Annotated in this window: 27 protein-coding genes and 2 pseudogenes; 15 read left to right on the top strand and 14 right to left on the bottom strand. The window is 36.2% G+C overall.

Annotated elements, in window-relative coordinates; translation table 11 throughout:
* Positions 1–8: 8 nt before the first annotated feature.
* From ACMAZF_RS20465 to ACMAZF_RS20450, 4 genes are all read right to left on the bottom strand, one after another.
* A complete protein-coding gene (locus ACMAZF_RS20465) occupies positions 9–533 on the bottom strand; it encodes a hypothetical protein (protein ID WP_435277324.1) in 525 nt (174 codons plus the stop codon).
* Between the two features lie 320 nt (positions 534–853).
* Positions 854–1,831, bottom strand: coding sequence for an AAA family ATPase (locus ACMAZF_RS20460; RefSeq protein ID WP_435277323.1), 978 nt, complete (start codon positions 1,829–1,831; stop codon positions 854–856).
* Positions 1,831–2,925: a hypothetical protein gene (locus ACMAZF_RS20455; RefSeq protein ID WP_435277322.1), complete on the bottom strand. Its 1,095-nt coding sequence runs from the start codon at positions 2,923–2,925 to the stop codon at positions 1,831–1,833. The genes ACMAZF_RS20460 and ACMAZF_RS20455 overlap by 1 nt, the downstream gene beginning before the upstream one ends.
* Before the next feature lie 454 nt (positions 2,926–3,379).
* On the bottom strand, positions 3,380–4,285 hold the full coding sequence (locus tag ACMAZF_RS20450; protein WP_435277321.1) for a DNA replication terminus site-binding protein: 906 nt from the start codon (positions 4,283–4,285) through the stop codon (positions 3,380–3,382).
* Positions 4,286–4,556: 271 nt separating this feature from the next.
* On the opposite strand from ACMAZF_RS20450, the gene ACMAZF_RS20445 reads away from it, so the two are divergent.
* From ACMAZF_RS20445 to ACMAZF_RS20385, 13 genes and pseudogenes are all read left to right on the top strand, one after another.
* Positions 4,557–5,138 (top strand): hypothetical protein, encoded by a 582-nt coding sequence (locus ACMAZF_RS20445; protein ID WP_435277320.1) that lies wholly within the window; start codon positions 4,557–4,559, stop codon positions 5,136–5,138.
* A gap of 12 nt (positions 5,139–5,150) precedes the next feature.
* On the top strand, positions 5,151–5,408 hold the full coding sequence (locus tag ACMAZF_RS20440; RefSeq protein WP_435277319.1) for an H-NS family histone-like protein: 258 nt from the start codon (positions 5,151–5,153) through the stop codon (positions 5,406–5,408).
* A gap of 4 nt (positions 5,409–5,412) precedes the next feature.
* Positions 5,413–5,682 carry a hypothetical protein gene (locus ACMAZF_RS20435; protein WP_435277318.1) on the top strand — a complete coding sequence of 90 codons (270 nt, stop codon included), beginning with the start codon at positions 5,413–5,415 and terminating at the stop codon, positions 5,680–5,682.
* Between the two features lie 114 nt (positions 5,683–5,796).
* A complete protein-coding gene (locus ACMAZF_RS20430) occupies positions 5,797–7,032 on the top strand; it encodes a ParA family protein (protein WP_435277317.1) in 1,236 nt (411 codons plus the stop codon).
* Positions 7,033–7,037: 5 nt separating this feature from the next.
* Positions 7,038–8,060, top strand: coding sequence for a ParB/RepB/Spo0J family partition protein (locus tag ACMAZF_RS20425; protein ID WP_435277316.1), 1,023 nt, complete (start codon positions 7,038–7,040; stop codon positions 8,058–8,060).
* Between the two features lie 348 nt (positions 8,061–8,408).
* Positions 8,409–9,074: a hypothetical protein gene (locus tag ACMAZF_RS20420; RefSeq protein ID WP_435277315.1), complete on the top strand. Its 666-nt coding sequence runs from the start codon at positions 8,409–8,411 to the stop codon at positions 9,072–9,074.
* A gap of 175 nt (positions 9,075–9,249) precedes the next feature.
* Positions 9,250–10,227: a tyrosine-type recombinase/integrase gene (locus ACMAZF_RS20415; RefSeq protein ID WP_435277314.1), complete on the top strand. Its 978-nt coding sequence runs from the start codon at positions 9,250–9,252 to the stop codon at positions 10,225–10,227.
* Between the two features lie 348 nt (positions 10,228–10,575).
* On the top strand, positions 10,576–10,869 hold the full coding sequence (locus ACMAZF_RS20410; RefSeq protein ID WP_435277313.1) for a hypothetical protein: 294 nt from the start codon (positions 10,576–10,578) through the stop codon (positions 10,867–10,869).
* Positions 10,866–11,231: a hypothetical protein gene (locus ACMAZF_RS20405; protein WP_435277312.1), complete on the top strand. Its 366-nt coding sequence runs from the start codon at positions 10,866–10,868 to the stop codon at positions 11,229–11,231. Before ACMAZF_RS20410 ends, ACMAZF_RS20405 begins: the two co-directional genes overlap by 4 nt.
* 552 nt (positions 11,232–11,783) lie before the next feature.
* On the top strand, positions 11,784–12,899 hold the full coding sequence (locus tag ACMAZF_RS20400; protein ID WP_435277311.1) for a PD-(D/E)XK nuclease-like domain-containing protein: 1,116 nt from the start codon (positions 11,784–11,786) through the stop codon (positions 12,897–12,899).
* 12 nt (positions 12,900–12,911) lie between these two features.
* Positions 12,912–13,616 carry a recombinase RecT gene (locus ACMAZF_RS20395; protein ID WP_435277310.1) on the top strand — a complete coding sequence of 235 codons (705 nt, stop codon included), beginning with the start codon at positions 12,912–12,914 and terminating at the stop codon, positions 13,614–13,616.
* A gap of 23 nt (positions 13,617–13,639) precedes the next feature.
* A complete protein-coding gene (locus ACMAZF_RS20390) occupies positions 13,640–13,903 on the top strand; it encodes a hypothetical protein (RefSeq protein ID WP_435277309.1) in 264 nt (87 codons plus the stop codon).
* Positions 13,896–14,582, top strand: a pseudogene (locus ACMAZF_RS20385) (helix-hairpin-helix domain-containing protein); the annotation flags it as partial. The gene ACMAZF_RS20390 and the pseudogene ACMAZF_RS20385, both read left to right, overlap by 8 nt.
* 64 nt (positions 14,583–14,646) lie before the next feature.
* Here ACMAZF_RS20385 and istB read toward each other — a convergent pair.
* On the bottom strand, positions 14,647–15,420 hold the full coding sequence (gene istB / locus ACMAZF_RS20380; RefSeq protein ID WP_435273981.1) for an IS21-like element helper ATPase IstB: 774 nt from the start codon (positions 15,418–15,420) through the stop codon (positions 14,647–14,649).
* Positions 15,417–16,442 (bottom strand): IS21 family transposase, encoded by a 1,026-nt coding sequence (istA, locus tag ACMAZF_RS20375; RefSeq protein ID WP_435275661.1) that lies wholly within the window; start codon positions 16,440–16,442, stop codon positions 15,417–15,419. Before istA ends, istB begins: the two co-directional genes overlap by 4 nt.
* An 84-nt stretch (positions 16,443–16,526) precedes the next feature.
* Between istA and ACMAZF_RS20370 the strand changes: the two are divergent.
* Positions 16,527–17,918, top strand: a pseudogene (locus ACMAZF_RS20370) (ATP-dependent DNA helicase); the annotation flags it as partial.
* A gap of 242 nt (positions 17,919–18,160) precedes the next feature.
* Here the strand turns inward: ACMAZF_RS20370 and ACMAZF_RS20365 are convergent.
* On the bottom strand, positions 18,161–18,622 hold the full coding sequence (locus ACMAZF_RS20365) for an Lrp/AsnC family transcriptional regulator (RefSeq protein WP_435277308.1): 462 nt from the start codon (positions 18,620–18,622) through the stop codon (positions 18,161–18,163).
* A 164-nt stretch (positions 18,623–18,786) separates the two neighbouring features.
* Between ACMAZF_RS20365 and ACMAZF_RS20360 the strand changes: the two genes are divergently transcribed.
* Complete coding sequence (locus ACMAZF_RS20360) at positions 18,787–19,815, top strand: 1-aminocyclopropane-1-carboxylate deaminase (protein WP_435277307.1); 1,029 nt, start codon at positions 18,787–18,789, stop codon at positions 19,813–19,815.
* Positions 19,816–20,058: 243 nt separating this feature from the next.
* Here the strand turns inward: ACMAZF_RS20360 and ACMAZF_RS20355 are convergent, their stop codons facing one another.
* The 7 genes from ACMAZF_RS20355 to ACMAZF_RS20325 form a co-directional block, all read right to left on the bottom strand.
* Positions 20,059–20,202: a hypothetical protein gene (locus ACMAZF_RS20355; protein ID WP_435277306.1), complete on the bottom strand. Its 144-nt coding sequence runs from the start codon at positions 20,200–20,202 to the stop codon at positions 20,059–20,061.
* Between the two features lie 184 nt (positions 20,203–20,386).
* The gene (locus tag ACMAZF_RS20350) at positions 20,387–21,499 is read right to left on the bottom strand and encodes a toprim domain-containing protein (RefSeq protein WP_435277305.1); all 1,113 of its coding nucleotides are present in this window, start codon (positions 21,497–21,499) and stop codon (positions 20,387–20,389) included.
* Positions 21,456–22,612 (bottom strand): IS3 family transposase gene (locus ACMAZF_RS20345; RefSeq protein WP_435276176.1). Its coding sequence is split into 2 segments (ribosomal slippage): positions 21,456–22,351 and positions 22,351–22,612, totalling 1,158 coding nucleotides; the frame shifts between segments, so codons are not numbered across the junction. Before ACMAZF_RS20345 ends, ACMAZF_RS20350 begins: the two co-directional genes overlap by 44 nt.
* Before the next feature lie 143 nt (positions 22,613–22,755).
* Positions 22,756–23,076 carry a hypothetical protein gene (locus ACMAZF_RS20340; RefSeq protein ID WP_435277304.1) on the bottom strand — a complete coding sequence of 107 codons (321 nt, stop codon included), beginning with the start codon at positions 23,074–23,076 and terminating at the stop codon, positions 22,756–22,758.
* A gap of 60 nt (positions 23,077–23,136) precedes the next feature.
* Entirely contained in the window at positions 23,137–23,343 is a 207-nt protein-coding gene (locus tag ACMAZF_RS20335) for a hypothetical protein (protein ID WP_435277303.1), read from the bottom strand.
* Between the two features lie 75 nt (positions 23,344–23,418).
* Positions 23,419–23,736 carry a hypothetical protein gene (locus tag ACMAZF_RS20330; protein ID WP_435277302.1) on the bottom strand — a complete coding sequence of 106 codons (318 nt, stop codon included), beginning with the start codon at positions 23,734–23,736 and terminating at the stop codon, positions 23,419–23,421.
* 81 nt (positions 23,737–23,817) lie between these two features.
* Complete coding sequence (locus ACMAZF_RS20325) at positions 23,818–24,150, bottom strand: hypothetical protein (protein WP_435277301.1); 333 nt, start codon at positions 24,148–24,150, stop codon at positions 23,818–23,820.
* Between the last annotated feature and the right edge of the window lie 57 nt (positions 24,151–24,207).

Raw genomic sequence — 24,207 nt, 5'->3', positions numbered from 1 at the left:
GTTACTATTCAATTGAAATATCTGGTTAAAAGGAAGTTAATTTTTTGAACTTCTTGCTTTAAAAAAGACGTATCAATACCTTTTTCATCAAGTAATGTAATATCATCTATCGTTTCGTTTTTTAAATTAAGTAATCGATCAATATTAGAAGCTTGAATATATAACTGCTCTACTTCACCATCAATTTCTTTACTAATATTTAGAAGCTTATAATTACTAGTAGAATGCTTATATTCAGCAACTAACCAAACCCCACCCTCTCTTTCAACTTTTCTAATATTAAATAATTGAATATATCCGTCTTTATATTCATTAAACTCCTCAACAACAGAGTCTCCAGACAACATATTAGTAACTTTAACGTTACTTTTAATACTTGATAAGGCATTTAACTTTAAACCTGTTATAGCATCCTTATAAGAAGGAATTCCCCCTTCTTTATCAATTACCTTAAATGAAACCTCATCAGCTAAAATATTCACCGAGAATAACAAAGCAAGAAGACTTATTAAAAACTGTGTATTTCTAAACATAAATAAAAAACTCATTTGAATAAATGATGGTGCGAAATAGTGAAGAAACTTGTTTTTTCACTATTTCGTGCCTAGCAAGCGATAGCGCGATAGTTATTTTCTTGGAACTTACAGCCTTAGATAACATAAGGATCTATAGTTCTATAGTTCTATAGTTCTATGGTACAAATTAAAGCTAAATAATGATCTAAATATTAGAAGTTAGGTTAAATTGGATCTTTTATAGTTAAATTAAGATCTTTTAAACCTTACTTTAGATCTAAAATTTAATTTCAAACTTAACTTTAGATCTAATATTGAAGATTATACCTAACTTATGATCAATTTTGAGAATCTATAAACTTTTTATGTTCCATAAGATCAACATCTGATAAAGGATTAGTAAGTTCAGCTTGCTCTTCCATTATTAACATTGAAGAGTGGCTTAATGTAACTGAATCCATATTAATTTCACTTGGTTCTACTTCTTCAATAACTTGTCTTTCAATGGCTTTTTTACTATTCACTAATGAAGATGACTTTAAAGTTAAAAGGTTATTATCAGACCAGGTACATATTTTAGAGCGAAGAACATCTTCCTTAGCTATATAATTATGCTTTATATGACTTATCAAAGTAGATTCTTTATTATTCTTTATTACTTTTTCTATATGAATTAGCATACGACTATTAGCAAGTGTTTCACTTAGACCACTACCACTAACACTTGATATAGGCTCTTTTCCTTTTGCTGCATCCTTGGTGATATGATGACAAGCAATAATAGCTATATCTGCTTCTTTCGCTATTTTCTGTAAAATTAACTTAATAAGCTTATCATCTTTAACTTCATCCTTAGGACCAACACACTCACGTAACGTATCTATAAATAAAATATCGAAATCTTTTGCAGTAGCAATTAAATCATTTAATTCTTTGTACGCGATAGTGTCGGTTTTATCCTCACTTATATATTGTTCGCTCTGCCAAATTTTAAAATTTTTTAATATTTCATTTGTATTTTTAGTAGAAAAATTTAAAAAATGATCACTGATACGTTGTGCAACTGCAGCGAAACCATCTTCTTTTGGCCAATAGAGTGTCTTTATTGGCTGTTTAGTTGTTTTTAAACCAACTAAACTTAATTCAGAAGCCAACTCATAACACATTGATAAGCATAAGTAGCCTTTACCTGTATCTGGTGCAGCTAGAATAAATCCTACTTCACCTCTCGAAAGCCCCCTCACGATAGAAAGAGAAGAACGCTCGTTAGCACTATTACTTAATGTTACTGGATCTAATTGTAATAACTTTCCCATTATTGGTTACTCATTCTTCCTAAATAAATTAGCTTGTAATCTTTTATTTTATTTTTATGATCGATGATAGGCTCTAATGTCATATTAAAATGATTAATCAATTTCTGCTCACTCTCAGCTATTTGCTGCATGATTTGTTTATATTTGTGATTTCTATTGATTCCAAACAATGACATTTTATTATCAATGTACAGATTAATGAAAAAACTGAGCTCACGTCCATGCAAAAACTCTCTTTTATGTTCTTCAAGCGACTTATAAAAATCTTCAATACAATTCTTACCAACTAAATTTACATAATGATTTTTTAATCTTTTACGACTAATAGCGCCATCTTTTTTTAAGCTTTGTACATAATATCCAGACACATTAACAATAAGATCGGTATATGTATCTGAAGAAAATATACCATTTCTAATTTTCGACTTATCCAGTAGTGAGAAAAACTTCTCATCTACAAATGAAAAACCAGTTTTTCCCTGAGTTAATACTGTTTCTCCACTAACAGGACTAAGAACTAACTTCATAATAGACAATCTTCTTAGCCGTTTAAGAATCGTTTCACGGTTTTTTTTAGCTGCTTTAAGTCCTAGCGCTTTAAATAAATCCTTAACAGAAATATGAAAGTATATACCTCTGTTAAGCATTGGTTTATCAATATAATTAAGATCGGTAAATTCCCATGCAACGTCTTGCAAACCACAACCTTCAGCAACTTGTCTTAGAGTGTACTTATCTGCACCATTAATAATATTTCCATGAGCAATTAAACAGTCAAGTAAATGTCTATCATCAGCTAGGCAAATTGCACCGTAGATATCAACGTTTACTTTGTCAAAACCTCTGTTTTGAGTCACCCAATAACGTTTAGATATGGATGTCTGAAATAATGGGATGTTAGCAGTCAACATATCTTCTATTTTTTGTGGGTTATCTGCTATCTGATCGATGAGCTCTTTTGGAACACGATTACCCATAATAAAAATCTTATTAAACATAGAGCTGGATACTAGCTGCTCGCCTTTTTGTTGAGTTAAGAAATCATTAAAAATGAAGTCATATACTGAAAGCTCGTTAGGATCAGAATCTGCCATTTGTGTTCCGTAAGTTTAGATCAAAAGTTAAGTATCATTTGATCTAAAATATTAGAAGTTAGCTTTAATTGCAAGTAAAGGATATTAGAAGTTAGGTTTAAAGAGAAGGAAATATTAGAAGTTAAGTTTAATCTTGGTTCTAAAAGAGTAAATTGGTAGAGGGATTATTAAAAGTTAAGTTAACTTTAAGTAATTTAATTTATATAAAATTAGAAAATACTAAAAGTTAAGTTTATTTTAAGTAATAATTGATGTTGCACGTACATATAAAAAGTATTTGACTAGAAGTTAACTTTAATCTTAAAAGTGTGACTTAAAATTAACCATGTAAATATTAGAAGTTAACTTAACTTTTAATATTTACTTTAGTTATACGAAAATTCTATCAGTATTTATATTGAACATATTCCAATTTTTTCTCGAATTTTCAATTTTTTTAAACTCCGTCTGTTTTTTAGTCAGTAGGGATTATTTTAAGTCTGTTTATTAGGTATTTCTCGATTTCTATGCGTTGTCTGTAATGCCCTGTATCTGGCCAGTAACTTTTTAAAGGCGAAACCTTAATCACTTCATTACCAAATATAAATATTGGTAAATGTGCATGTCTCATCGCTTTGGTTTTATCAGTAAACCTTAAATTAACCATTGGAGCTGCAGGAACAGGTCTTCTAAATTTAAACATTTTAGCTTTTGAATCAGTAACAGCTTTTATTTCAAGATTAATGAAGTCATCCCATTCATTCTGTTGAGATTCACTTGGAATGTTCTTTTTATTTAACTCTAGTAGCTTTTTTAAAGATTCAAGATCAATTTTGGTAATTGATTGTTTATTCGCCCACGTAAAAGAAATAGATGCTAATGATTGGGCGATACACTGTATTTTTCGATATAACTTTAAAGTGACGACACCTGGTATAGCTTCACGTAAAATATTGAAACGTTCACTCCTGGTAAATAAATCGATCCCTTCTTCATCTTTTGCTGTTATAGCTGCTTTAATTTCTTCTTTAATTCTATTAATACGAGTAATACGTAAAACGACATAATCTTTATGCTCAGATTTCATCTGAATGATGCCCGGACATCTTGAAGCAAATTTTTTAGATGCATTATCTTCTATAAAATAATTTGATAAATACCGATTAGCCAAAGCAAGAGCTTGCTCATGATCAGTAATTTGCTTGACAGTAATAGTGCGTTCTTCAAAACTCGGCAATTCTTTGGTTTCAGCTGAAATGGCCGGTAATTCAAAACATATTATTTGTTGTGGTTTGTTAGTCCTTAAGTACTGCTTGAGGTCATTTGTTTCACGTTTAAGTTCATAAAATAATGACTGAACCATGTTTACAATATTTGTCATGTTAACTCCTAAGTATACCATCATGCTGTAATTATATTGGATGGCGCAAACTTTATTGTCATTTTATCTACTTAAATTTCTTTTTTTTTGCATTTCGCATTCTTTTTTGAATCGAGGGGCAATTTTTTCGTGTTTGAATGTTGAGTGTGGGTAGTGTTGTATTATTCTCAATTTTGCATGATGGTATACTTTTATATTGATAATTACCAAGTTGCGCCATTATTATTATTTGCTAATCTCATTAAACACTCACTACTTTTAAAGGTTTAACATGAAAAAAATAACTTTAATATCAACGATACTTATTGCTTCTGGTTGTTCTTCAATAGCTGACAAACAAGCGGATATAGCAAATGAAGCTATTGAGCAACGTTTGGAGCAACTAAAAGATTCTCTTGCGCAGGTGCCTGATTGGTATTTAGAAGTTCCGAAACCTGATGCAACAGGTGTTTATGGCGTTGGTTTTGGTGAAGCGAACAAGGTTCATTACTCGCTTAAGCTATCAGAACAACGTGCAAAGTTCGATTTAGCAACACAAATTAAACAAGTATTCACTGGCCAAGATAGAACCTACGAGCAATTAAATACTGATGCTGACCTATCTAGCCAATCAACCTCATTAATTGATGCAGTTGTCGATAGCGTCCCATTATCCGGTGTTGAACGAGTAAAAAGAGAAGTATTTGTCGTAGGTACAAAGGTTCATGCTTATTCATTACTTAAAATGCCGTATAGCCAATACAACAAACTACTTTCAGAGGCTCAGTCGATTGAAAGCAACTCGGCCATGGATGCTGCATTTGAAAAAATGTATTCGCAAATTAATAAACAAAAAGTTAAACAAGCCAAATAATTAGGAGAAATTTTGACTGAATATCTAAGCTTGCTTAAGAGCAAGACTAAACTAAAAAAAGTTGTAGCCACTTTATCTGATAAGCAAATTAGCGCTGTGATAGCTAATCTTCAGTCAATCTTAACGTCCAGAGAGCAGCAAAGAGCTGAGAGCGCTCGCAAGGATGCAGAAAAAAGAGAAAAAGTCGCTGATTTTTTGAATCAACTTAAAGCAGCTGGTATCACACCAGCTGACTTAACAAGTAAACCAACTTCATCAAATAAAGGATAAAGATATGAAAAATAACTATTTACTTAATATCTATAAGTTTTCACTCAAGCACTCTAAACGAGATGTAAATCAGCAGCTAAAGATAACAAAATTAATGATTCGAGTTGTGCTATTCCTCGTCATCGGAGCTTTAATTTTTGCTGCGGTAGATCAATTATCCTTGGCGACAATTATCTCTATCGGCCTGCCTCTATTATTAATTATGCTTGTTTTAAATCTATTGTTTTCTATAGAACATAAAACAAAGGCAGTTTTTGAAGAGCTAAGCGAATAACTGATTATTTATTGGCTTCTCTTAAAGAGAAGCCAATAAACCTCATTACAAATACCCATTTCAATATAAATCCTCTAATCTTCTTTTTTTCATTGAAACTATTTGTTACCATTGATGGATAAGATAACTTTAATTAAAGGAATATCCATGACACCCGTAGCAACACTTGAAAGTATTACTAACCTTTCTAGCTATCTAGCTGCACTGAATCTCGATAATAAGCAAAGTGTCCTTTCTACTGAGAACGTTAACGGAAAACTTAAACGCACTTACAATCAAACAGAAGCAGTTGCGGCAACTGGTGCTCATGCACGCAAAATCACTGCTCTTTGCAAAGAGTTAGATATCGACTTCACCAGATTTGATAAATCTTGGCAAATCGACATAGATGATGTTTTAAAGCTTAGAAAAGCATGTTCGCAAGAAGAACTTTTTCAAAATCAATCTAAATTACCAATTTACTGCGTCAGTAATTTAAAGGGCGGAGCCGGTAAAACAACTATTACTGTAACTTTAGCTTCAGGTTTGGCCATCGAGATACCAAAAGGTTATAGAGTCGGCGTGCTAGATTTAGATCCTCAAGGTACGTCTACAGCCATGTTGAAGCCTAATTTTTCAGATGATGACCTATCAATCGGTGATTTACTGATGGAAAACTTTGAATTATCTGAAGGCGAAACATTTTCAGATTTATGTAAAGAAGCTTTCTATGAGACTAACATTCCGAACTTTAGGGTTATGTGTTCAAGACCCGAAGATAGACAGCATGAGTTCTATGTAAAAATGCGTGAAAATGAAGCTGAAGAGGCTGGTGAATCATATAATGCGTATACTGCCATGGAGAAAATTATCGACTCAGTAAAAGATGATTTTGACATCCTATTTATTGATACGTCACCGTATTTTTCAGCAATGACGTTAGCAGGTCATTATGTAGCAACATCATTAATAGTGCCTATACGCCCCTCAGAGAACGACCAAGACTCATCTGAAAAGTACGTTAAATTCTTAGCTGATATGTATAGTTTACTAATGGGAATGGGACATAAAGGATACGACAATGTAAAAGTGATGCTGTCAGGTATTCGACGTTCAAGTGTATCTCAGGTCCGAATAGCTCAAAATATCAGAATGGCATGTAACAAATCGAGAGATTTTCAACATATATACACACATGAATTCATTGAATCTGATGCTGTAACAAATTGTGCAGAAGACTATTGTACAGTTTACGATTATAGCGCAAGTGAATATCCGGCAAGTAAAGCCTCTTTAAAATTAGCTCAAAATGAATATCGGCTGATAATTAATGAAATAGAGCTCGAATGTTGTGAGCTATGGGGTATATAAAATATATGACTACTCAAGATAAAAAAACAAGTCGCCGGCGCGTAAAGGGTGCAGTTCTTGGTGATAATGTAAAAGTTGCAGGTATGAACGCTTCAGCGTTGAAAGATGCCAAAGAAAACGCGTCACTTTTAACGTCAGGCAACTCAACAATAGAACTTAAAATAAGTGATGATCAACTAGCAGTTTTTGAGTTGATTACTGTCCAAAGCAGCGAGATTGAAGACAAAACATTTGTACCAGATCAGAATGGCCGTGACCCTAAATTTGTAACTCAAGAAAGCGTTGAAGATCTATCTGCAACGATGGTTAAACGTGGCCAAATAGTACCTGGTATTGGGTACTTAAACGAAAATGGTAAAATTGCAGTATTAAGTGGCAGCAGAAGAAGGTTTTCTTGTTTATCAGTAGGTATTCCGTTCAAAATCTATGTAACTAAGTTAATAGTTGAAGATGAAGATGCTAAGTATCTTGCAGATATTACTAATTTATCCAAGCCTCTTTCCTTGATTGAACAAGGTAGAAAATACACACATCAAATAGAAACTAAAGTGTACAAAAACGCTAGAGCCATTGCTGAAGCCGAAGGTATTACTCCATCTATGGTATCAATGGCCATCAGCGCTAGTAAAATTCCAGAGTTTTTAATCGATTTGTTCCCACATCTAACACAACTAGGCCGACCAACGATCACTACGCTACGCTCTTTAGCAAAAGAACGGCCATCGAAAGAACTAGTAAAAGCATCCACTATTGTACAGAAGCATACTTTTGAAGATTTATGTCAGCTTGCAGGAAGTAGAAACCCGTATAAGCTTAATTCACAGGTATTAGAACTTCTATTGAAAGAGTTAAATAGTCAAAAGACAACAGTTGAAGCAAGTACTTTTTCATATTCAGCAAAGGGAGGTGGCAACTATAAAATAATCACAAAAGACAACGAAACTAGTTACCAGTTTTGTAATTTAAGCACTGATAAACTTGATGAAGTAGAAAATGCAATCAAGGAGATCTTAGGAGCTAATAACTAAAAAATTAGGGCTTTCACATCGGTCTGCAAACTTAGATGAAAGCCCTCCGACAAACATAATTAAGGAATAACTATGAGCCAGAACCATATCTTACATCTAGCCGAAGAAATATCCAATGGATATTACATAAAACCCGGGCCAATGAGTATTTCAGACTTCTCATTATTGTTGGATGCATTAAGTAACCGGTAATTGTGCAGGTAAAATAAAGTTTGCCCAAGTTAAGTGCTTGGGCAATCTTTATTTACCTACAAAGCAACAAAGCGTTAGTTGTCACACGGATGTTCTTGATATATTTAAGCTATGCTATACAATAATTCAAATTAAACAAACGTGACAACTAACGAAATGACACAAGATAATGAGCAACACTGGCAGGATTATATAACTATCCCTGCATTTGATAAGAGAATGAACCCTTCAAATTTTGTTGATAACAAGGCGCCTGCTCACCTCTTAGATAAAGACTTACGTTTTGATTATCTGACAAAGCTAACATATAAAGAAGCTAGTTTAGAACTTAAGTCATCAATGAAACCAGAAAGTTACAAAAGCTTGAATGGTGCATTCAGAGCATTTAAGTACAAGAAAAACAAGAGCTTAGCAACCATAAATATTGAAAAGCCAGCACTTGAACAACTACAAAGAGTTCAGAGAAACTTGGGTTTGAATGAATATGATAGCTCTTTCACTGACACTATTTTGTGGTTAACATCACCTCCAGTTAGACGCGAGGAGGATACGTTACAAGCTCTTTTTGATGCGAATAATGAATGTGAATTTATTGAATTTGGCGATCGCCCTACTTCTTCAATTTTAAGGCAATTGACTCTTTTACAATCTAGAATGAGTTACGGCGATCAAAAATTACTACAGAAAATTGTTGAACACACATTTATAAATGGCTGGATTTCTAAGAAAGGTACTAGAAGTGATTCGCCAGATAAAATTAAAGAACGCCTTGAACATGACGAAATTTTTAACGTTGTATCAGACTTCAAAAGTGGAACATAAAAACGTTAGTTGTCACACTTTTATAAATAAACTAATCCTTAATCAAACCCTTGAGTTTTTAATGTAAATCGGGGTGCTGTTTATACTAACTTTAGTATAGATAACTGTAATTATCTATACTAAAATAAATATTATACAAATGGCCATATTAATTAAGTTTAGATAAGGAGCTAAAGTGAAAAATAACCTGAATGATATTCTTAGTGTCCAATCGAACAAAATTGATAATCTTGTTCGAGATAAAGCGCAAGATAACATTGATGAGTACAGAGAAAGAATTCTCCCAACTGAAAACCCAAATACTTTAAAAGCAAAGCGATCAGACTATAAACATTATAAATGCTTTTGTAGCTCTAACGGGTATATTGAATTTAGTAGCGACTTTAAAACGGCTAAAGAAGTTATCTTTGATTACATCGATATAATGATTAGTGACGGTTTCAGTAAGTCAACAATAAAACGTAGATTATCTACTATTAGTGGAATGTTCAGTCTTCTTGAAATTAAGAACCCATTGAAAGATAGTAAGAATATTACGGATTATATTAGAAATTCACTGATACGACTGCCCTCTTCTAAACAACTTGCACCACTTAGACATTCTAATATTAAACGGCTCCCGCCCGTAACCTCTGAATCATCTATCATTGAGATAAGAAATACAATGCTCATGTTCTTAGGTACGTATACGTTATGTCGAGCTAGTGAACTATTAGCGCTGCAGGTCGAAGATATAGATTTTGAAATTGGAACTGCTTTTATTGCCAGGGCCAAAAATGATCAAGACGGAGAAGGTAGATACGCTAACCTCTCACCAAAAACACTTTCACTCATTCGTTTGTACTTGGATAAAACAGGAATAAGTGAGGGTTTATTTATTCGCCGTATCTACAAAGGTGGAAAAGTGGGAGATCCACTTAAATATATTGGCTTTACTAAAATTATAAAAAATATGGCCAGAGAGTTAGGTTTACTTGGTTTGGCGTTTAATACTCATAGCTTAAGAATTGGTAGCGCGGTAAGCCTAGCTGAAAACGGTGTGAGTTTGACAGAGATAGCTTTATCTGGAGGTTGGAAGAACCCTACTATGCCCTTACATTATACTAGGCAAGCTAATGCTAAACGTACTGGCACATCACGATTTGAGGACTAGACTAATCAAATGAAACATATTTTATTTACAAATTTAGGTTTTTTTTAAGCAAATAAATCTGCTAAGACTTTAAAATGATTAGCATCTTAAATTAATTAAAACACTATATGAAGAACTATTACATTTTTGAAAAAGGCCATGCTATACGTGCATTTGGGATCATATCATTAGTGTTTACTATTTTATCCTTAATCACAGCATATAATTCATGGGCAATGTATAACATGGTTGTACCTAACGTATTTGGTATTCCTTTGGTGTTGTTACTTGTAACACTAGGATTTAACCGAGGTTCTAATGGCGAATGCAAATGGCTGTTTATTACTCTGTGTAAGGTAAGGTAGAAAAATGAAAATATGTAATGTGGGTGTATGGTTGATTTTAGCTACTTTTAGTCACGAATCATTTGCACAAGAAAAAAATATCGAAATGGCGGGTTTCGATGACCCATCTCTTAGATTGGCTGATAAGCAAGCATATTTTTGTACTGATAGCGCCCAATCAGAAGAATCTAAAAAAAGTATTTCAAAGGGAATTTATTACATCCGATTAAAACAAGGTGTTAAGAAAAAAGAAGTCTTAGAAGATATTAAATTTTTACGAATTGGAGCTCAATTCTGTGGATACCTAGAAAGGAAATGATAAAAACACTCAGGCTAACATTAATATTATTAACTTCTGCAGGAGCAATCACTGCTGAGACTAATTTAAATTCAATGACTTTTGAAGAACTTTCGCTGCTTAAATATAAAGGTAATTTAATTTACTGCGTTGAATTGCTACCGAATACCTCAATGGCCACAGCCAAGAAAAACGCTAAAATTGGTGTTCAATCAATGCTTGCTGATAAATCGAACGTTTCTCTTGAAAGCTCTATAAGTAACAATTCTCTAAAAGAAGTAGGCAGTGAGTCATTCGAAGTAACAATAACTAAACCTATGCCTATTAATTATTTTGAATTTGAAACTCAAGGTGTTTGCGCTTCACTTGATCACGTAAAGTAAGTGTTTATGTATAAAAAAGTTTGTACACAAGGGCTACCAAAAATCAGTAACTTACAACGGACGGTATAATAAAGTTTGTACACTAATTCCCATAACCTTTGCTTGCTGACTTAAGGTTGGTGCGTCTAGTTTATTTACATGTACAGTTTTACGACTCGTTAAGTCCTTGATATATATCGTGACCTTGCAAGCCTTCTTTACTATGTACAATCTTTATTATTCCAAAATCCTCTTGTGTACAAACATTAACTGTTCTGTACAAACTTTATTGTTCCAAAACATTTCATCCTCAAAATATATGGCATTTCTGAGTAGTATAATGAAAGTTCACAGTGTGAACTTTTCTCCATCCATTAGAGCCGCTAATAATTGAGGCGCTAATAATGTTCACACTGTGAACATTGCCCCCTCCCCCATCTACTTAACTAACAGTTTAATCTAGCTAAAAAATTCACACTGTGAACTTTTCTTCTGTAATGGTTAATAAGTCACAAGTTGCGCGATTAAAAGATGATGCTTTAATGAATGTAAATATCAAAATGGAAATGAAACATGACGTTTAATGCAACGCATGAAGAAACGACTTGGTTAGATAATGTAATGCCTGCGTATAGCGACGACATACCGAATTTTATAGATGATAACGGTGGTTTGATCTGCGGTATTTACACTGGTTTAGATAATGAAACTTATCACTCACTTGATGCAATTAATTCATCAATTATTAAAAAGTTAGTTTCTAAAACTCCTGCTCATGCGAAGAAAATACTAGATGAAAAAGAATCCTCTGAATCACTCTTTACTCGAAGTAGGGCAATGGAAATTGGGACTTTAGGGCATGAATTAATTTTAGAACCTAATGAGTTCGAGAAAAAGTACTTCCGATTGCCTAATCAATCAGAACATCCTAAAGCACTAGTAACAAGTAAAGAACTGGCAAATAAATGTGATGAAGTGGGATTAGCGAAGACCGGTAATAAACCCGAATTGATAGAAAGGTTGGCTCAGCACGATATGACAATTGAAATATTTGATTTAATTGTCGCTAGTTCATATATGAAGAACACTGGTAAGAAAGCTTTTCAGATAGCTCAAGAACTGGTTAGAAACAAAAAAGCAATAAACATACATAAGGCTTACGAAACACAATTGGTGAAAAAGCAATGTCTAAAGCTGCCAGTAGAGGTAGAGCAGTGGAATAAAGCAAAACAGGTCGAATCTGCGTTCTTAAAGCATACTAGGGCGCCTTTATTAACTAAAGATGGTTTTCCAGAAATAACGATGATCGCAAAGGACCCAATAACAGGCTTACTGTTAAAAATCAAAATTGACTATCTCAGAAGAGATGCGATCGCTATTGATATAAAAACGGCGAGAAGTGCTGAACCCTATAAGTTTTCTAAGCAGTGCAAAGACCTTAATTATGACGTACAAGCAGAATTTTATAAATATGTCGCCAACTTACTTGATGTACCTGTAGAAGTGTTTGCATTTGTAGCTATCGAATATGAAGAAGCAGAAATTTGCGAGATATTTGAATTATCTAAAAAAAGGCAAGAGCAGGGGTGGCGAGATACCGAAATGGGCTTAAGAACACTTAAAGGCTGTATCGACACAAGCAATTGGTACGGCTATACAGTTAATGACCAGATAATAGTAATAGATTAATAGGAGTCAATAATGAGTAGTTTAAATTTTTATACACAATTAAACAAAGAACTATCTAATGTTGAAAAAGAATTCAGAACTAACGCAGAGAAGTATCAAGGTCTAATTGATTATGACGAAGAGCGTCAATATTTAATGAATCTAATTGATAGCACAAGCGCAAATGAAGTCTGCTTTCCTGGTATGATTGCATCAGCTTTCTTGAATATAGCCAAATTTGGATTAACTATTTGTCCTGATAAGCAGCTTGCATTCGTTATTCCCCAGTTTGACCCAACTAACGGTTTTCGAGCTTTATTCTATATTGGCTATAAGGGATACCTAAAGCTTGGTAGCTTAAATCCCTATATACAAATTACAACTGCAGATATCATATATTCAAACGATACATTTCAGTTCAACGGCATTAACAACCGAGTTACACATAGCACTCAAAGTCTATCTACCAACATGAGAGGAGCAATGGCTGGTGGATACTGTACGACTGAATTGGTTGATGGTGCAGTTGTAACCACAACTATGTCTCCAGAGGAGGTTATGGAGATTGAAACAAGTTGCAAAACCAATCCACACTCATTTTGGCATTCAGCGTTCGTAGACGAATTAAGAAAGAAAACGTTAATTAGACGACATTGGAAAACACTTGTATCTATCGTTGACGGTGCATTCGAGGATGAGTTTACTAATAACTTGAATTTGCTTGAAATGAATTCTTAAATAACTTTTGGTAAGTGAAAAATATGACTTTAGATGACTTAAAGAAAATTTGTGAATCAACTACAAGGCAAAAAGAGAATAGTCTAGTAAAAGCTTTAAGAACAAGATATACCTTAGAAAATAAGAAGGGCAATAGTATGCCTAGTATTGATTCTGTCGACGAACTTAAATGGAAAAAGTGCATTGAATTGTTTATTTCTATCGTTCCAGATGACTTAAAAGCTAAATTCCCGATAAATTTCATTGTTGTTAGAGAGCTTTTAAGTCATGATTTAAATCTCCTATAAAACCAATAGCGGCAAGTATTACGTCACCATCAAAGCGCACCCTGATTCAATCCCCGTTCAACCCGCACTCGGTCAACACTGGTCGGTTAAAGGCTCACGCATAATAGAAGAAATGGAAACGGGTGACTTCGTGATGCAGCAGCACACCTATGAATCACCGGAGCATATCGAATGTAGTCTTCCAGAAACGGGCGAGCAACTGATTCGCTTTATCGCAAGAGAAGCTGACTTTAAAGGTATTGGAGAAAGTAAAGCTAGAGCGCTATGGGAGCTATTAGGTAAAGATCTCCACTCGATAGTTAGAAAAGATACTCCTGAATCGAGAGAAAAGCTTAGAAGCGTCCTGAGTGAAGATTCTATCAATGCGTTGTTTGAAGGCTATGCTAAATATAAAAATCTGGCCTACTGCAACTGGATGACCGAACATAAGATACCAGCAGGTGTGCAGCAGCGCTTACTGAAACATCACGGTGAAGAGTCGATTGAAGCGATCAAGCAAAATCCCTATGTGCTGATCGGTTTCGGGATATCGTTTGAACAAGTCGATCTTGTGGTCGCAAATTGCGACTTCAAACTTGTGGTCACAGATTGTGACCACAAGAGGCTAAGCGCAGCACTAGAAACGGCTATCAGAAAAGAAATTGATAAAGGCCATACGTATACAAACCAAGCGGCCTTGCTGTCAACAACGGTTTAAAATTGACCCACTTTTTCAGTAATTCATCGATTGAAAACTGACCCAGTTAGTCTTGATAGGTATCAATAATACCCGCTTTTCTTTTTTCTCTTAATCGATAGCTTTCGCCAGTTAATTGCAACACATGAGAGTGATGTAGTACGCGATCTAACATGGCCGCTGTTAAAGTTGCATCATCTGAAAAGGCGCTCGGCCACTGTCCAAAGGGTAAATTGCTCGTTAGAATCAAACTGCCTTTTTCATAACGCTTGGCAATGACATTAAAAAATAGATTTGCTTCATCACGGCCAAATGGTAAATAGCCTATCTCATCGATGATTAGCAACCGAGGAGCAAGAATAGAGCGTTGCATGTAGCTTTTCAATTTTCCTTGCCGCTGTGCACTGCTTAGCTGAAGCATTAAATCTGCGGCACTGATAAAACGTGTTTTCTTGCGTTGCTCAATGGCTTTATAACCTAACGCAATGGCTAAGTGTGTTTTACCTGTACCACTTGGACCTAGTAAAATGACATTCTCACACCGCTCAATAAAGGCAAGCGAGCTTAGCTCCGTTATCGCTTTACGTGGTGCCCCTGTTGCAATCTTGAAGTTAAATTGGTCTAGTGTTTTGATGCTTGGAAAACCGGACATTTTTAGCATGATTTCTCGCGCCCGATCATACTTATTCTCTAACTCGCTAGTGAGGATCTGATACAAAAAGTCAGCATAACTACTTTCATTTTTGACGCATCGACTCGCAATGTTAGGCCAGTTGTTTTCTATATTTCTTAAATTGAGTTGCTCACATATTGAAGCGATTTGTTCATGTTGAATACTCATAGTTGCTCCAGTAGTTCACTGTAAACAGATATCGGGTGTTGATAGCATTCAATATCAATGGGCGCAATAAACGACACTAATGCGCTGCTCTTTAAATCCAAACTGCTGTGAAGTTTTTGTGGAAGCGGTTGTAAGTACGCCACTTCTTCATCAAGGAGGTATTGCGGCTTTTGTGCGGTCGTACCATGAATACGTTGGTGGGCGACATCGTTTAGCCATCCGCCAATTTTGCTATTGGCATTTGCACAATCTAACGATAAGCCCGCTTGCTTGAGCGTTGCATGCAATGGTACAACAAAGCTATTCTTCAAGTAATGGTTAAATCGTTCAACTTTCCCCTTGGTTTTAGCACGATACGGCCGACATGCTTTGGGTTGAAAACCATATTCCTCAGCCAAATCAAGAAACGATTGATTCCAACGGTGCTTTCCTTCACCGTAAACATCGCGCTCAATAACTAATGCTTTAGCGTTGTCGCATAACACTTGTTTTGGAACGCCGCCAAAATAGTGAAATGCTTCCCTTAATCCGTCCATCCATGCTTCTGTTCGCTCATGGTCATAAAAATAGACGTAGCAGGCTCGTGAATAGCCAAGGGTTGCCACAAACGCCTTAATGGTAAGCTTTCCGCGTTTAATCGTGGTGAAGTCTATTTGCATTTGTTGACCCGGACCGGTTTCAAATCGAACAATAGGCTCTGGTGTTAATTGCTTGAAAGCGGATAAATACACCCTGAGTTGCGTTATTCCACCTTGATAACCTCTAGATTTTATTTCTGACAACAAAACAACAGCTGGGATCCAGTGTGGTTTTGCAGCATTTATTCGACCTTGAATATACTCATGGAAGGGACTGAGTTTAGTCGGTGGTGAATGTCGTTTTGTATAATGAGGCACGTCATATCCTCTTAAATATTTACGCACAGTATTGCGCGATACGTTTAATTCCTTGGCAATGGCGCGAATGCTTTTGCCTTGTTTATGCAGGACTTTAATATCCACAAATAGCTCCTTCGTTAACATACCGTATCACCTAAAAATAAATAAATGATACATCGGTGGGTCAATTTTGGATCGATGTTAGTGGGTCATTTTTGCACCGTTGGTGACACCTTGCGACCCTATTTAACCAAACTACTCAAGGACAAAGAGCTAGTTGCGGCAGCGTTCAAGGCAGGTCATGAAAAAGCACAATACATCCTAAACCCTGACAGTGGCACTTACCATCCAACCGCACAGTTATTGATGGAAAATGTCGTTGCTAAACGGCTTAAAGCATTAGCTAGCCAAAACAACCTTTATGACGAATATGCAAATTCTGCATATTGCTCTGCGGTTGGTGAATTGCCATACGAGCTGACCAAGAAACAAATCGAAGCAGTAACAACGTGTTTAGATAACGCGGTGAGTTGTATCACGGGCGGGGCTGGTACTGGTAAAACGACGGTGCTTAGAACCGCACTTAGAGCCTACCATCAAATGGGATTTGAAATACATGCTGTAGCGTTGAGTGGTAGAGCCGCTATGCGCTTGCATGAGTCAATTGGTTTTATCACCTCAACCATCGCCAAGCAGTTTCGTGATGAGCCGATAGAGCCATCGTCAGAGCAGCCAAAACATCTTCTGGTGATTGATGAAGCCAGTATGATTGACTTGCCAACCATGTATCGCTTGGTCAACCATATTCATCCATCGGTTCGCATTATATTTACTGGCGACCCAGACCAGTTGCCGCCCATAGGTTGCGGTAAGGTACTTGCTGATATCGTTCAGTCAAAAGCTATCACCAATACCATGCTAGATATCGTTAAACGTCAGGAAGGCTCAACGGGAATTCCCGAATACTCAAAGCTTATCAACAGTGGAATCGTGCCAGAGAAGTTAAGTACGGGAGCTATTCACTTCCACGAAACGAAAAAAACAAATATCGCCCAAGTGTGTCGTGAACTGTATCAGCAATCGCCTGAGAACAGTCGTGTTATGGCTCCAACCAAAGCACTTGTTGCTGAAATTAATAAACTAACACAAGAGGCTGTCAACCTTAATGGAGATAGGCTTGAGTTTGAAATGCACGGTGAGAGATTCTTTCAAAACCTCAGATTGAATGATGCGATTCTATTCACGCAAAACCACTACGACAAAGGCATTCAAAACGGCTCTCTAGGCACACTAACCAGTATTGAGTCTTCGGGTGAAGGCTATGGTCAAGTAACGCTGGATACTGGTGATATGGTTGAGGTCACGCAATCTGTGCTCGATTGCATGGAGTTGGGTTATGCAATAACCCTACACAAAGCTCAAGGTTCGCAATTTCCTAGTGTCATAATCGCTCTACAGAAAGGCAAGATCGTTGATAGATCGTGGTTATATACGGCAATCACAAGAGCCGAGGCTGAAATCCATATAGTGGGAAGCTCTGATGATTTAATGGTCATTACAGAAACATGTAGCAACTCTCACAAGCGCAATAGTTACCTCGCTAAGCTTTTAAAAAAGTAAAAAAAATAAAATTTATTACTTTGGGGAGTGACTACGGGTATAAGCGGAAATAAGTTGTGTGTTAACGCGAAGCGTTATCCACCTCTTGTTCAGCGTTCTTGCGCAGCAAGATGTGCCTGTAGTTGAGCGACTACTTTCAGTAGGCAATTAAGTTTGATCATTTTTGCCACTTTCAAGACAGTTTTAGATATGAAAATGCATTCCTCTATTGGACTGCTTTGTGCCAAAAGCGGAAGTTAACATCAAAAAGGTAACGGTGCGTTATCGACAACTTCTTTCATCACAAAGTAAGTTCTTAACTGACGAACTTCAGGTAAAGCTAATAATTTATCACTGTGGAGCTTATTAAAGTCGGTCATATCTTTAACTCTTATTTTTAATAAATAGTCATATTCTCCAGCCACTAAGAAACAAGATAATACAATCGATAGCTTCTTGATGGCACGTTCGAAATTTTCAAAGCTTTCAGGTGTAGAACGATCAAGTACAACACCTACCATAACCACAGCCCCCAAGTTCACAGCACTAGGCTTAATATTAGCTTGAACTGAATCGATAAACTTTTTCTCAAACAACCTTTGCGTGCGCCTATGGCAAGTCGCTGCACTCACATTAACCAACTCTGCTAGCTCGGCGTTAGAAAGCCGTCCATTATTTTGCAGTTCTCTTAAGATCTTAAGGTCTATTTTATCCAGTTCAGACATGAAACATCCTTTCATAATTTTCTTAGTAATGACTATTTAATGTCATATTTATTATCTATTCCAATTATATAGGTAAATAAAGTCAAATAATAGAAAGCACCTTCCATTCTTGTTTTGATAATATTTTCTTCATTGTTTACTCGTTTTATGTGATGGAGAAAAAATTGAAAAAGCATAATTTATTGAAAAACTTTGAAAGGTATCCGCTAACTTTTGGTAAAACACCTATAGAGCACTTACCTAGATTAACAGAAGCACTTGGCGGTAAAGTTGAAATATATGCCAAGCGTGAAGACTGTAATTCAGGTCTTGCTATGGGCGGGAATAAACTAAGGAAATTAGAATATATTGTACCTGATGCGATTGCTTCAGGTGCCGACACACTTGTATCTATTGGTGGCGTACAATCTAATCATACAAGAATGGTAGCGGCAACTGCAGCAAAATTAGGTATGAAGTGTCGATTAGTGCAAGAAAGCTGGGTTCCTCATGAAGATGCTGTTTATGATCGTGTTGGCAATATTTTAATGACCAGATTAATGGGAGCCGATAGTCGCATGGTTGATGATGGCTTTGATATTGGGATACGCAGCAGCTATGAAGAAGCAATACAGGCAGTTAAAGACGAAGGTGGAAAACCTTATGGAATCCCTGCTGGCGGTTCGGTTCATAAATATGGCGCATTAGGCTACATTGCCTTTGCTGAAGAAGTTCGAGAACAAGAAAAAGAGCTAGGATTTAAGTTTGATTATATCGTGGTATGTGTTGTAACTGGCTCAACTCAAGCAGGTATGATTGTGGGCTTTAAAGCAGATGGTAGAGCAGATAAAGTCATTGGTATTGATGCTTCAGGTACTGTGGAGAAAACGAGAGCTCAGGTTACAGAGATTGCAAAAAATGCCGCTGAATTAATTGAGCTAGGTCAAGAAATCACAGAGGAAGATGTAAACATCAATCCTGATTATGCTTATCCAGCTTACGGCGTTCCAAGTAATGAAACCAACGAAGCTATTCGACTAGCAGCACAGACAGAAGCGATGATCACAGATCCTGTTTATGAAGGTAAATCGATGCAAGGTATGATTGACTTGGTAAAGAAAGGATTGATCCCTGAAGGCTCAAAAGTGCTATATGCACATTTAGGCGGTGCACCTGCAATTAATGGTTATAGCTACACCTATAGAAATGGCTAAGTAAAACACACTGTGGAAGTAGATTTAATGAAATGTCAACTTCCGCTTATCGCTCTTAACTGACATTAACCTGTCTACGTCGCGGGTGTCAACTTCAAGGTGACGGCGCTAGCCTGGCAAGTTAGATCTACGGCCAAACTGATAAATATTTTGTCGGACGACAATTACAAAATAAATATACACACCATTGTACATAGTGTGTATATTATAGTGGTGACTACCAAGCCCTATAAAACGAGGCTTTCATTCACTCACACGCAAATAGACACGGTTTTTACTATATACTTCGATGTCGCTGGGTAGTTCACTTTCTATGAACATACTTTCTAGTATGTGTTCAATAGTATCTATTGCCGAATGAGTAATCGCGCTTCCATTATTCTGCATTTGTTATCTAATTCTCGTAAAATATGTATCCAGTGAGTATCCATTAAACTCTATTTCTGTCAATGTGATAAAAATTAACACAAACTTGTCTTATTCAGAGTTTAAAAACTCAAATTTAAGGCAAAAAAAACCCGCATTATCGAATGCCAAAGCATTCAATAAATACGGGTCAAGATTAATAGAGCTAATCTTTAGTAAATCCAGTGTCTAAGAGTTCTGCGTTAAGACAAGGAAAGGCTTCAGGACCATGTTGAACATAAACATCATCCCAATCAATACTATTTTTTCTATCAGGAATATCTCCATCAGGTAAAAGTATATAGACTTTCTTTCCCTCACTTCTTAACCTTTCGGCTAATTCGTTTGCAGCAATCTGGCCAGCTTCACCTTTTGATGGATAAACACCTTTACGGTCTTTATCTGCAAAAATGAACACACAAGTTACATGTTTAGGTATTTGAACTCCTTTCATGAGCGTTGCGCTAATAGTTGACCACATTGGAAAGCTAACAGCTTCTCTAACAGCAAGACACGTTTCCAAACCTTCCGCTAAGCCAATGACAACCTCTCCCATAAAAGACTTTGGTTGATCTAACTTAATCGAACAACCTTTAATCCCAATAGGAGCTTTCATTAGCATCTTTGGAGTACTAACTTCTAGTTTCCCAAAGTGACTAGGGTTCAGAAACGTTCTATGTATGCTTACTGGTTTATTATTAACATCTGTTAATAGACCAAGCATACCGCAAGCTTTTCTAGGCTTTGATTCACCATCTCCCCACCATAATTCTTTAGCATAACCTAAAGCTTTTGGTAGTTTTGACATATCACCTTTTAGACCTCTCCCCCTCAAATACACGTGAACCGGTAATGAAGCAGATGCAGACTTTGCATTAGATTGAATCTTGCAAAGTTTAGCGCGACGATCTTGTTTTTCTTTACTAGAAATGCCAGTAGTTTTAGTTGATACTTTTTGTATGATTTTTTTAGAAATGCTCTCTAATTTTCCACCACAAATATCAATAATGATATTTAGGGCTTCACCTTTAGTGCAATTTTCCATTAAAGCTATAACATCGATTCCACCCGGTAAAGAGAGATAATCTTCGTGATAACCGCCACCTGTCTCATTCCAATCAGGGTAAAGACGAAATTTAGTCTTACCTTGATGAGAAAAAGGACAGGAAACTTGCTTAGGGTAATGCTTAATTGCGTTCATCAATCCAGAATATTTAGAATAAACGCTGTTCTGGTCAAGTCCAACCGGACACTTTCCTAAAGGAATGTTCAAATTCATTGGGCGACTGATCAGCATTAGCTGAATGCAGTCGCTCAACATTATAATATTTCATGTACCTAGCAACATCGTCTCGCATATGTTTACGGGTTGGCTGCGGCACCTTAAACAACCAATCGTGTTTTAAACTACCAAAGAACCGCTCGACAACGGCATTATCCCAGCACGCTCCAACATCCCCCATACTAGCTCGACACCCAAGACGATCCAGTAAGTTCCTAAAGCCAGCGCTCGTATATTGAGAGCCTCGATCGCTATGGAACACCACGCCTTTTGGTGGCTTACGCAAGTTATGAGCTTTTATCAAAGCCTTTTCGACTAAGTCACGAGTCATACGTTTTGATATGTACCAGCCAACGATACGCCGCGAATACAAGTCCATGACAATCGCTAAATATAGCCAACCTTCACCAGTTTTTAAGTAACTCACATCACCAGCCCACACTTGATTTGGTGCTACTGGATTAAAGTTCATATTTAATAAGTTATCTGCTACAGCATCACTATGTTTTCGCTTAGTGGTCACCTTGTAGGCGATACGCTGAGTGACAACAAGTTTAAGCCGAGCCATCAGTTTAATCGTACGATAACGGGTTATTTCAAAGCCTTCTTTACGTAGCGCTTTAGCAAGCTCTCGACTACCTAGGCTATTGCGACTCGCTTTGAATAAAGCCTTAGCTCGTCGATACAACCTTAATGTTTGAGCGCTAATTAATTCACCAGGCCTTTTTAACCAGACGTAATAGGCAGATGAACTAACTTTCATCACTTTACAGGCAACTGATACTGGATATTTAGCATCAAGTTCTCTGATAAATGAATATCTTACTTCATTTCTTTCGCGAAGAAGGCTGAAGCCTTTTTTAGGATCTCACGCTCCATTTGTAAGCGTTTATTCTCTTTTCTTAGCTGAATTAACTCAGCCCGTTCATCATTAGATAACGTATCGCCTTGCGCTTGTTTCTTATGCTTAGCGACCCAGTTATAAAGTATTTTATCTGTAATACCCAGTGATGCAGCGGCTTGCACGATCGTGTAGCCTTGTTCAATCACTAACGCCACAGCTTCTTGCTTAAACTCTACTGGATAATGTTTATTTGTTCGTTTAGTCATATTCACCTCAATAACGGGATTATAATCCTTTATTGAAGTGTCCGGCTAATTCAACCACAACACGCACTCCCATCCACCATTTTGTGAGACAAGAGCTAATACTTTAGTAATTTTATCGGTTTTCATAATTTGCTCCAATTGAACTACGAAAAAGATTGCATGGACGTCATAATCAACTTACCGGTTAAATTGTTACGTTTGATATATTGATTAAACTCTTGAGCGTTAAGGTGACAAATGTTTTCACATACCCCTCCACACAAGTTCATACAGCTAGTCTTGCCTTGCAAATATTGAGTAATCTCGTTAAATGCTTTGTTGTTGCTAATTTTGCGTTTTAAGCAAACGTGTAACCTTTGTATTTTCTGAAACACTTTAACTTTTTCTCCAGCTGTTGAGCATTGCTCTAGGCCAACAAAATAAAGCTGTTGTATTTCGTCAAACTGTTTGGTTATTGATGACATAATTATCTCCTCCAAGAGAGTAATAAAGGGGTGCAAAAGTGCATTCCCTTTAAGGTTGATTTAAATATCAGTAATAAAGACAAACTCACCAATTTCCTCAAACTTGGGGTTATTAGTGACCTGATCTTTTAATTGTTGATATAAGTTTTTAATTCTTTTAAACGTATTAACGATTTCCATCTCTGAAAGAAACTCAGTTAAGGTATTTGAATACAGATGAAATAATTCGTTTAAAAGCGAGTTGATGTTAGTAGTAGTGTTTTTCATTTTGTCCCCTCCAAGAGTACAAATTAGGGAGACTAAATGCCCTAATAGGCGAATTTAGTCTCCTATTAGAGTTAGTTAAGATTGAGATTTGGTTACGCAAAAACTATCACTTGCTGGCATTTCAATATATTCCAACTTATGAGTTTTAGGGTGGTTTCTATGGCGAAAAATGTGGTTAAACGATTTTTTACCAAAGACAGTAAATCTTGCTTCTTCACTATATAAATACTGCCAAACTTCTCCATAATTTCGCGCTACAAGCGGTTGGTTAATACCTTTGTTTAGCTCAATTTTAGAAAGTTCGTTCTCCAAATATTTCCACTCGTTACTCTCACTAGAAATTGTGAATAAAGAGTTTAAATATTCAGGTGTTGCAGGGTTTAGGGTTTGCATGGTATCTCCTCCGAGAAAAATTTAGAGGGATACAGCCCGTAAAGGGTGTTCCCCCTTATGGGTTAGTAGTTAGATGCAGGTTTAAGCTAAATAGCTCTTACTTGCCGGTATGTACAATGTTTCATGACCATTCGTATTTGGATGAAATCGATGTCTAAAAACATGACACTGACGTTTCCAAAAAACAAAATAGCTACGTTCTTCAGTATATAAATACTGCCAAACTTCACCGAAATTACAGGCGCTAAGCTTATCGCTTAATCCCAAATTAATACGGTGACTTTCAAGTTTACTCCACATGTAATCCCATTCTTTATCAAGTGGGTTTACTATATCGAGAACATCAAAGATGCTAGGTTGCTTAATACGAACTGGTTCTGAAAATTGCTTTGGTTTTGTTAGGGCTGAACACATAGTATCTCCTCCAAGAGATGTTAAATTTCAGAGGGATACAGTCCCATAAAGGAGTGT

Origin of the sequence: Psychrobium sp. nBUS_13 (assembly GCF_051201665.1) — a bacterium.
Classification (GTDB): domain Bacteria; phylum Pseudomonadota; class Gammaproteobacteria; order Enterobacterales; family Psychrobiaceae; genus Psychrobium.
Note: the sequence above shows the minus strand (reverse complement) of the source record. Positions and strands in the feature narration are given on the sequence as shown.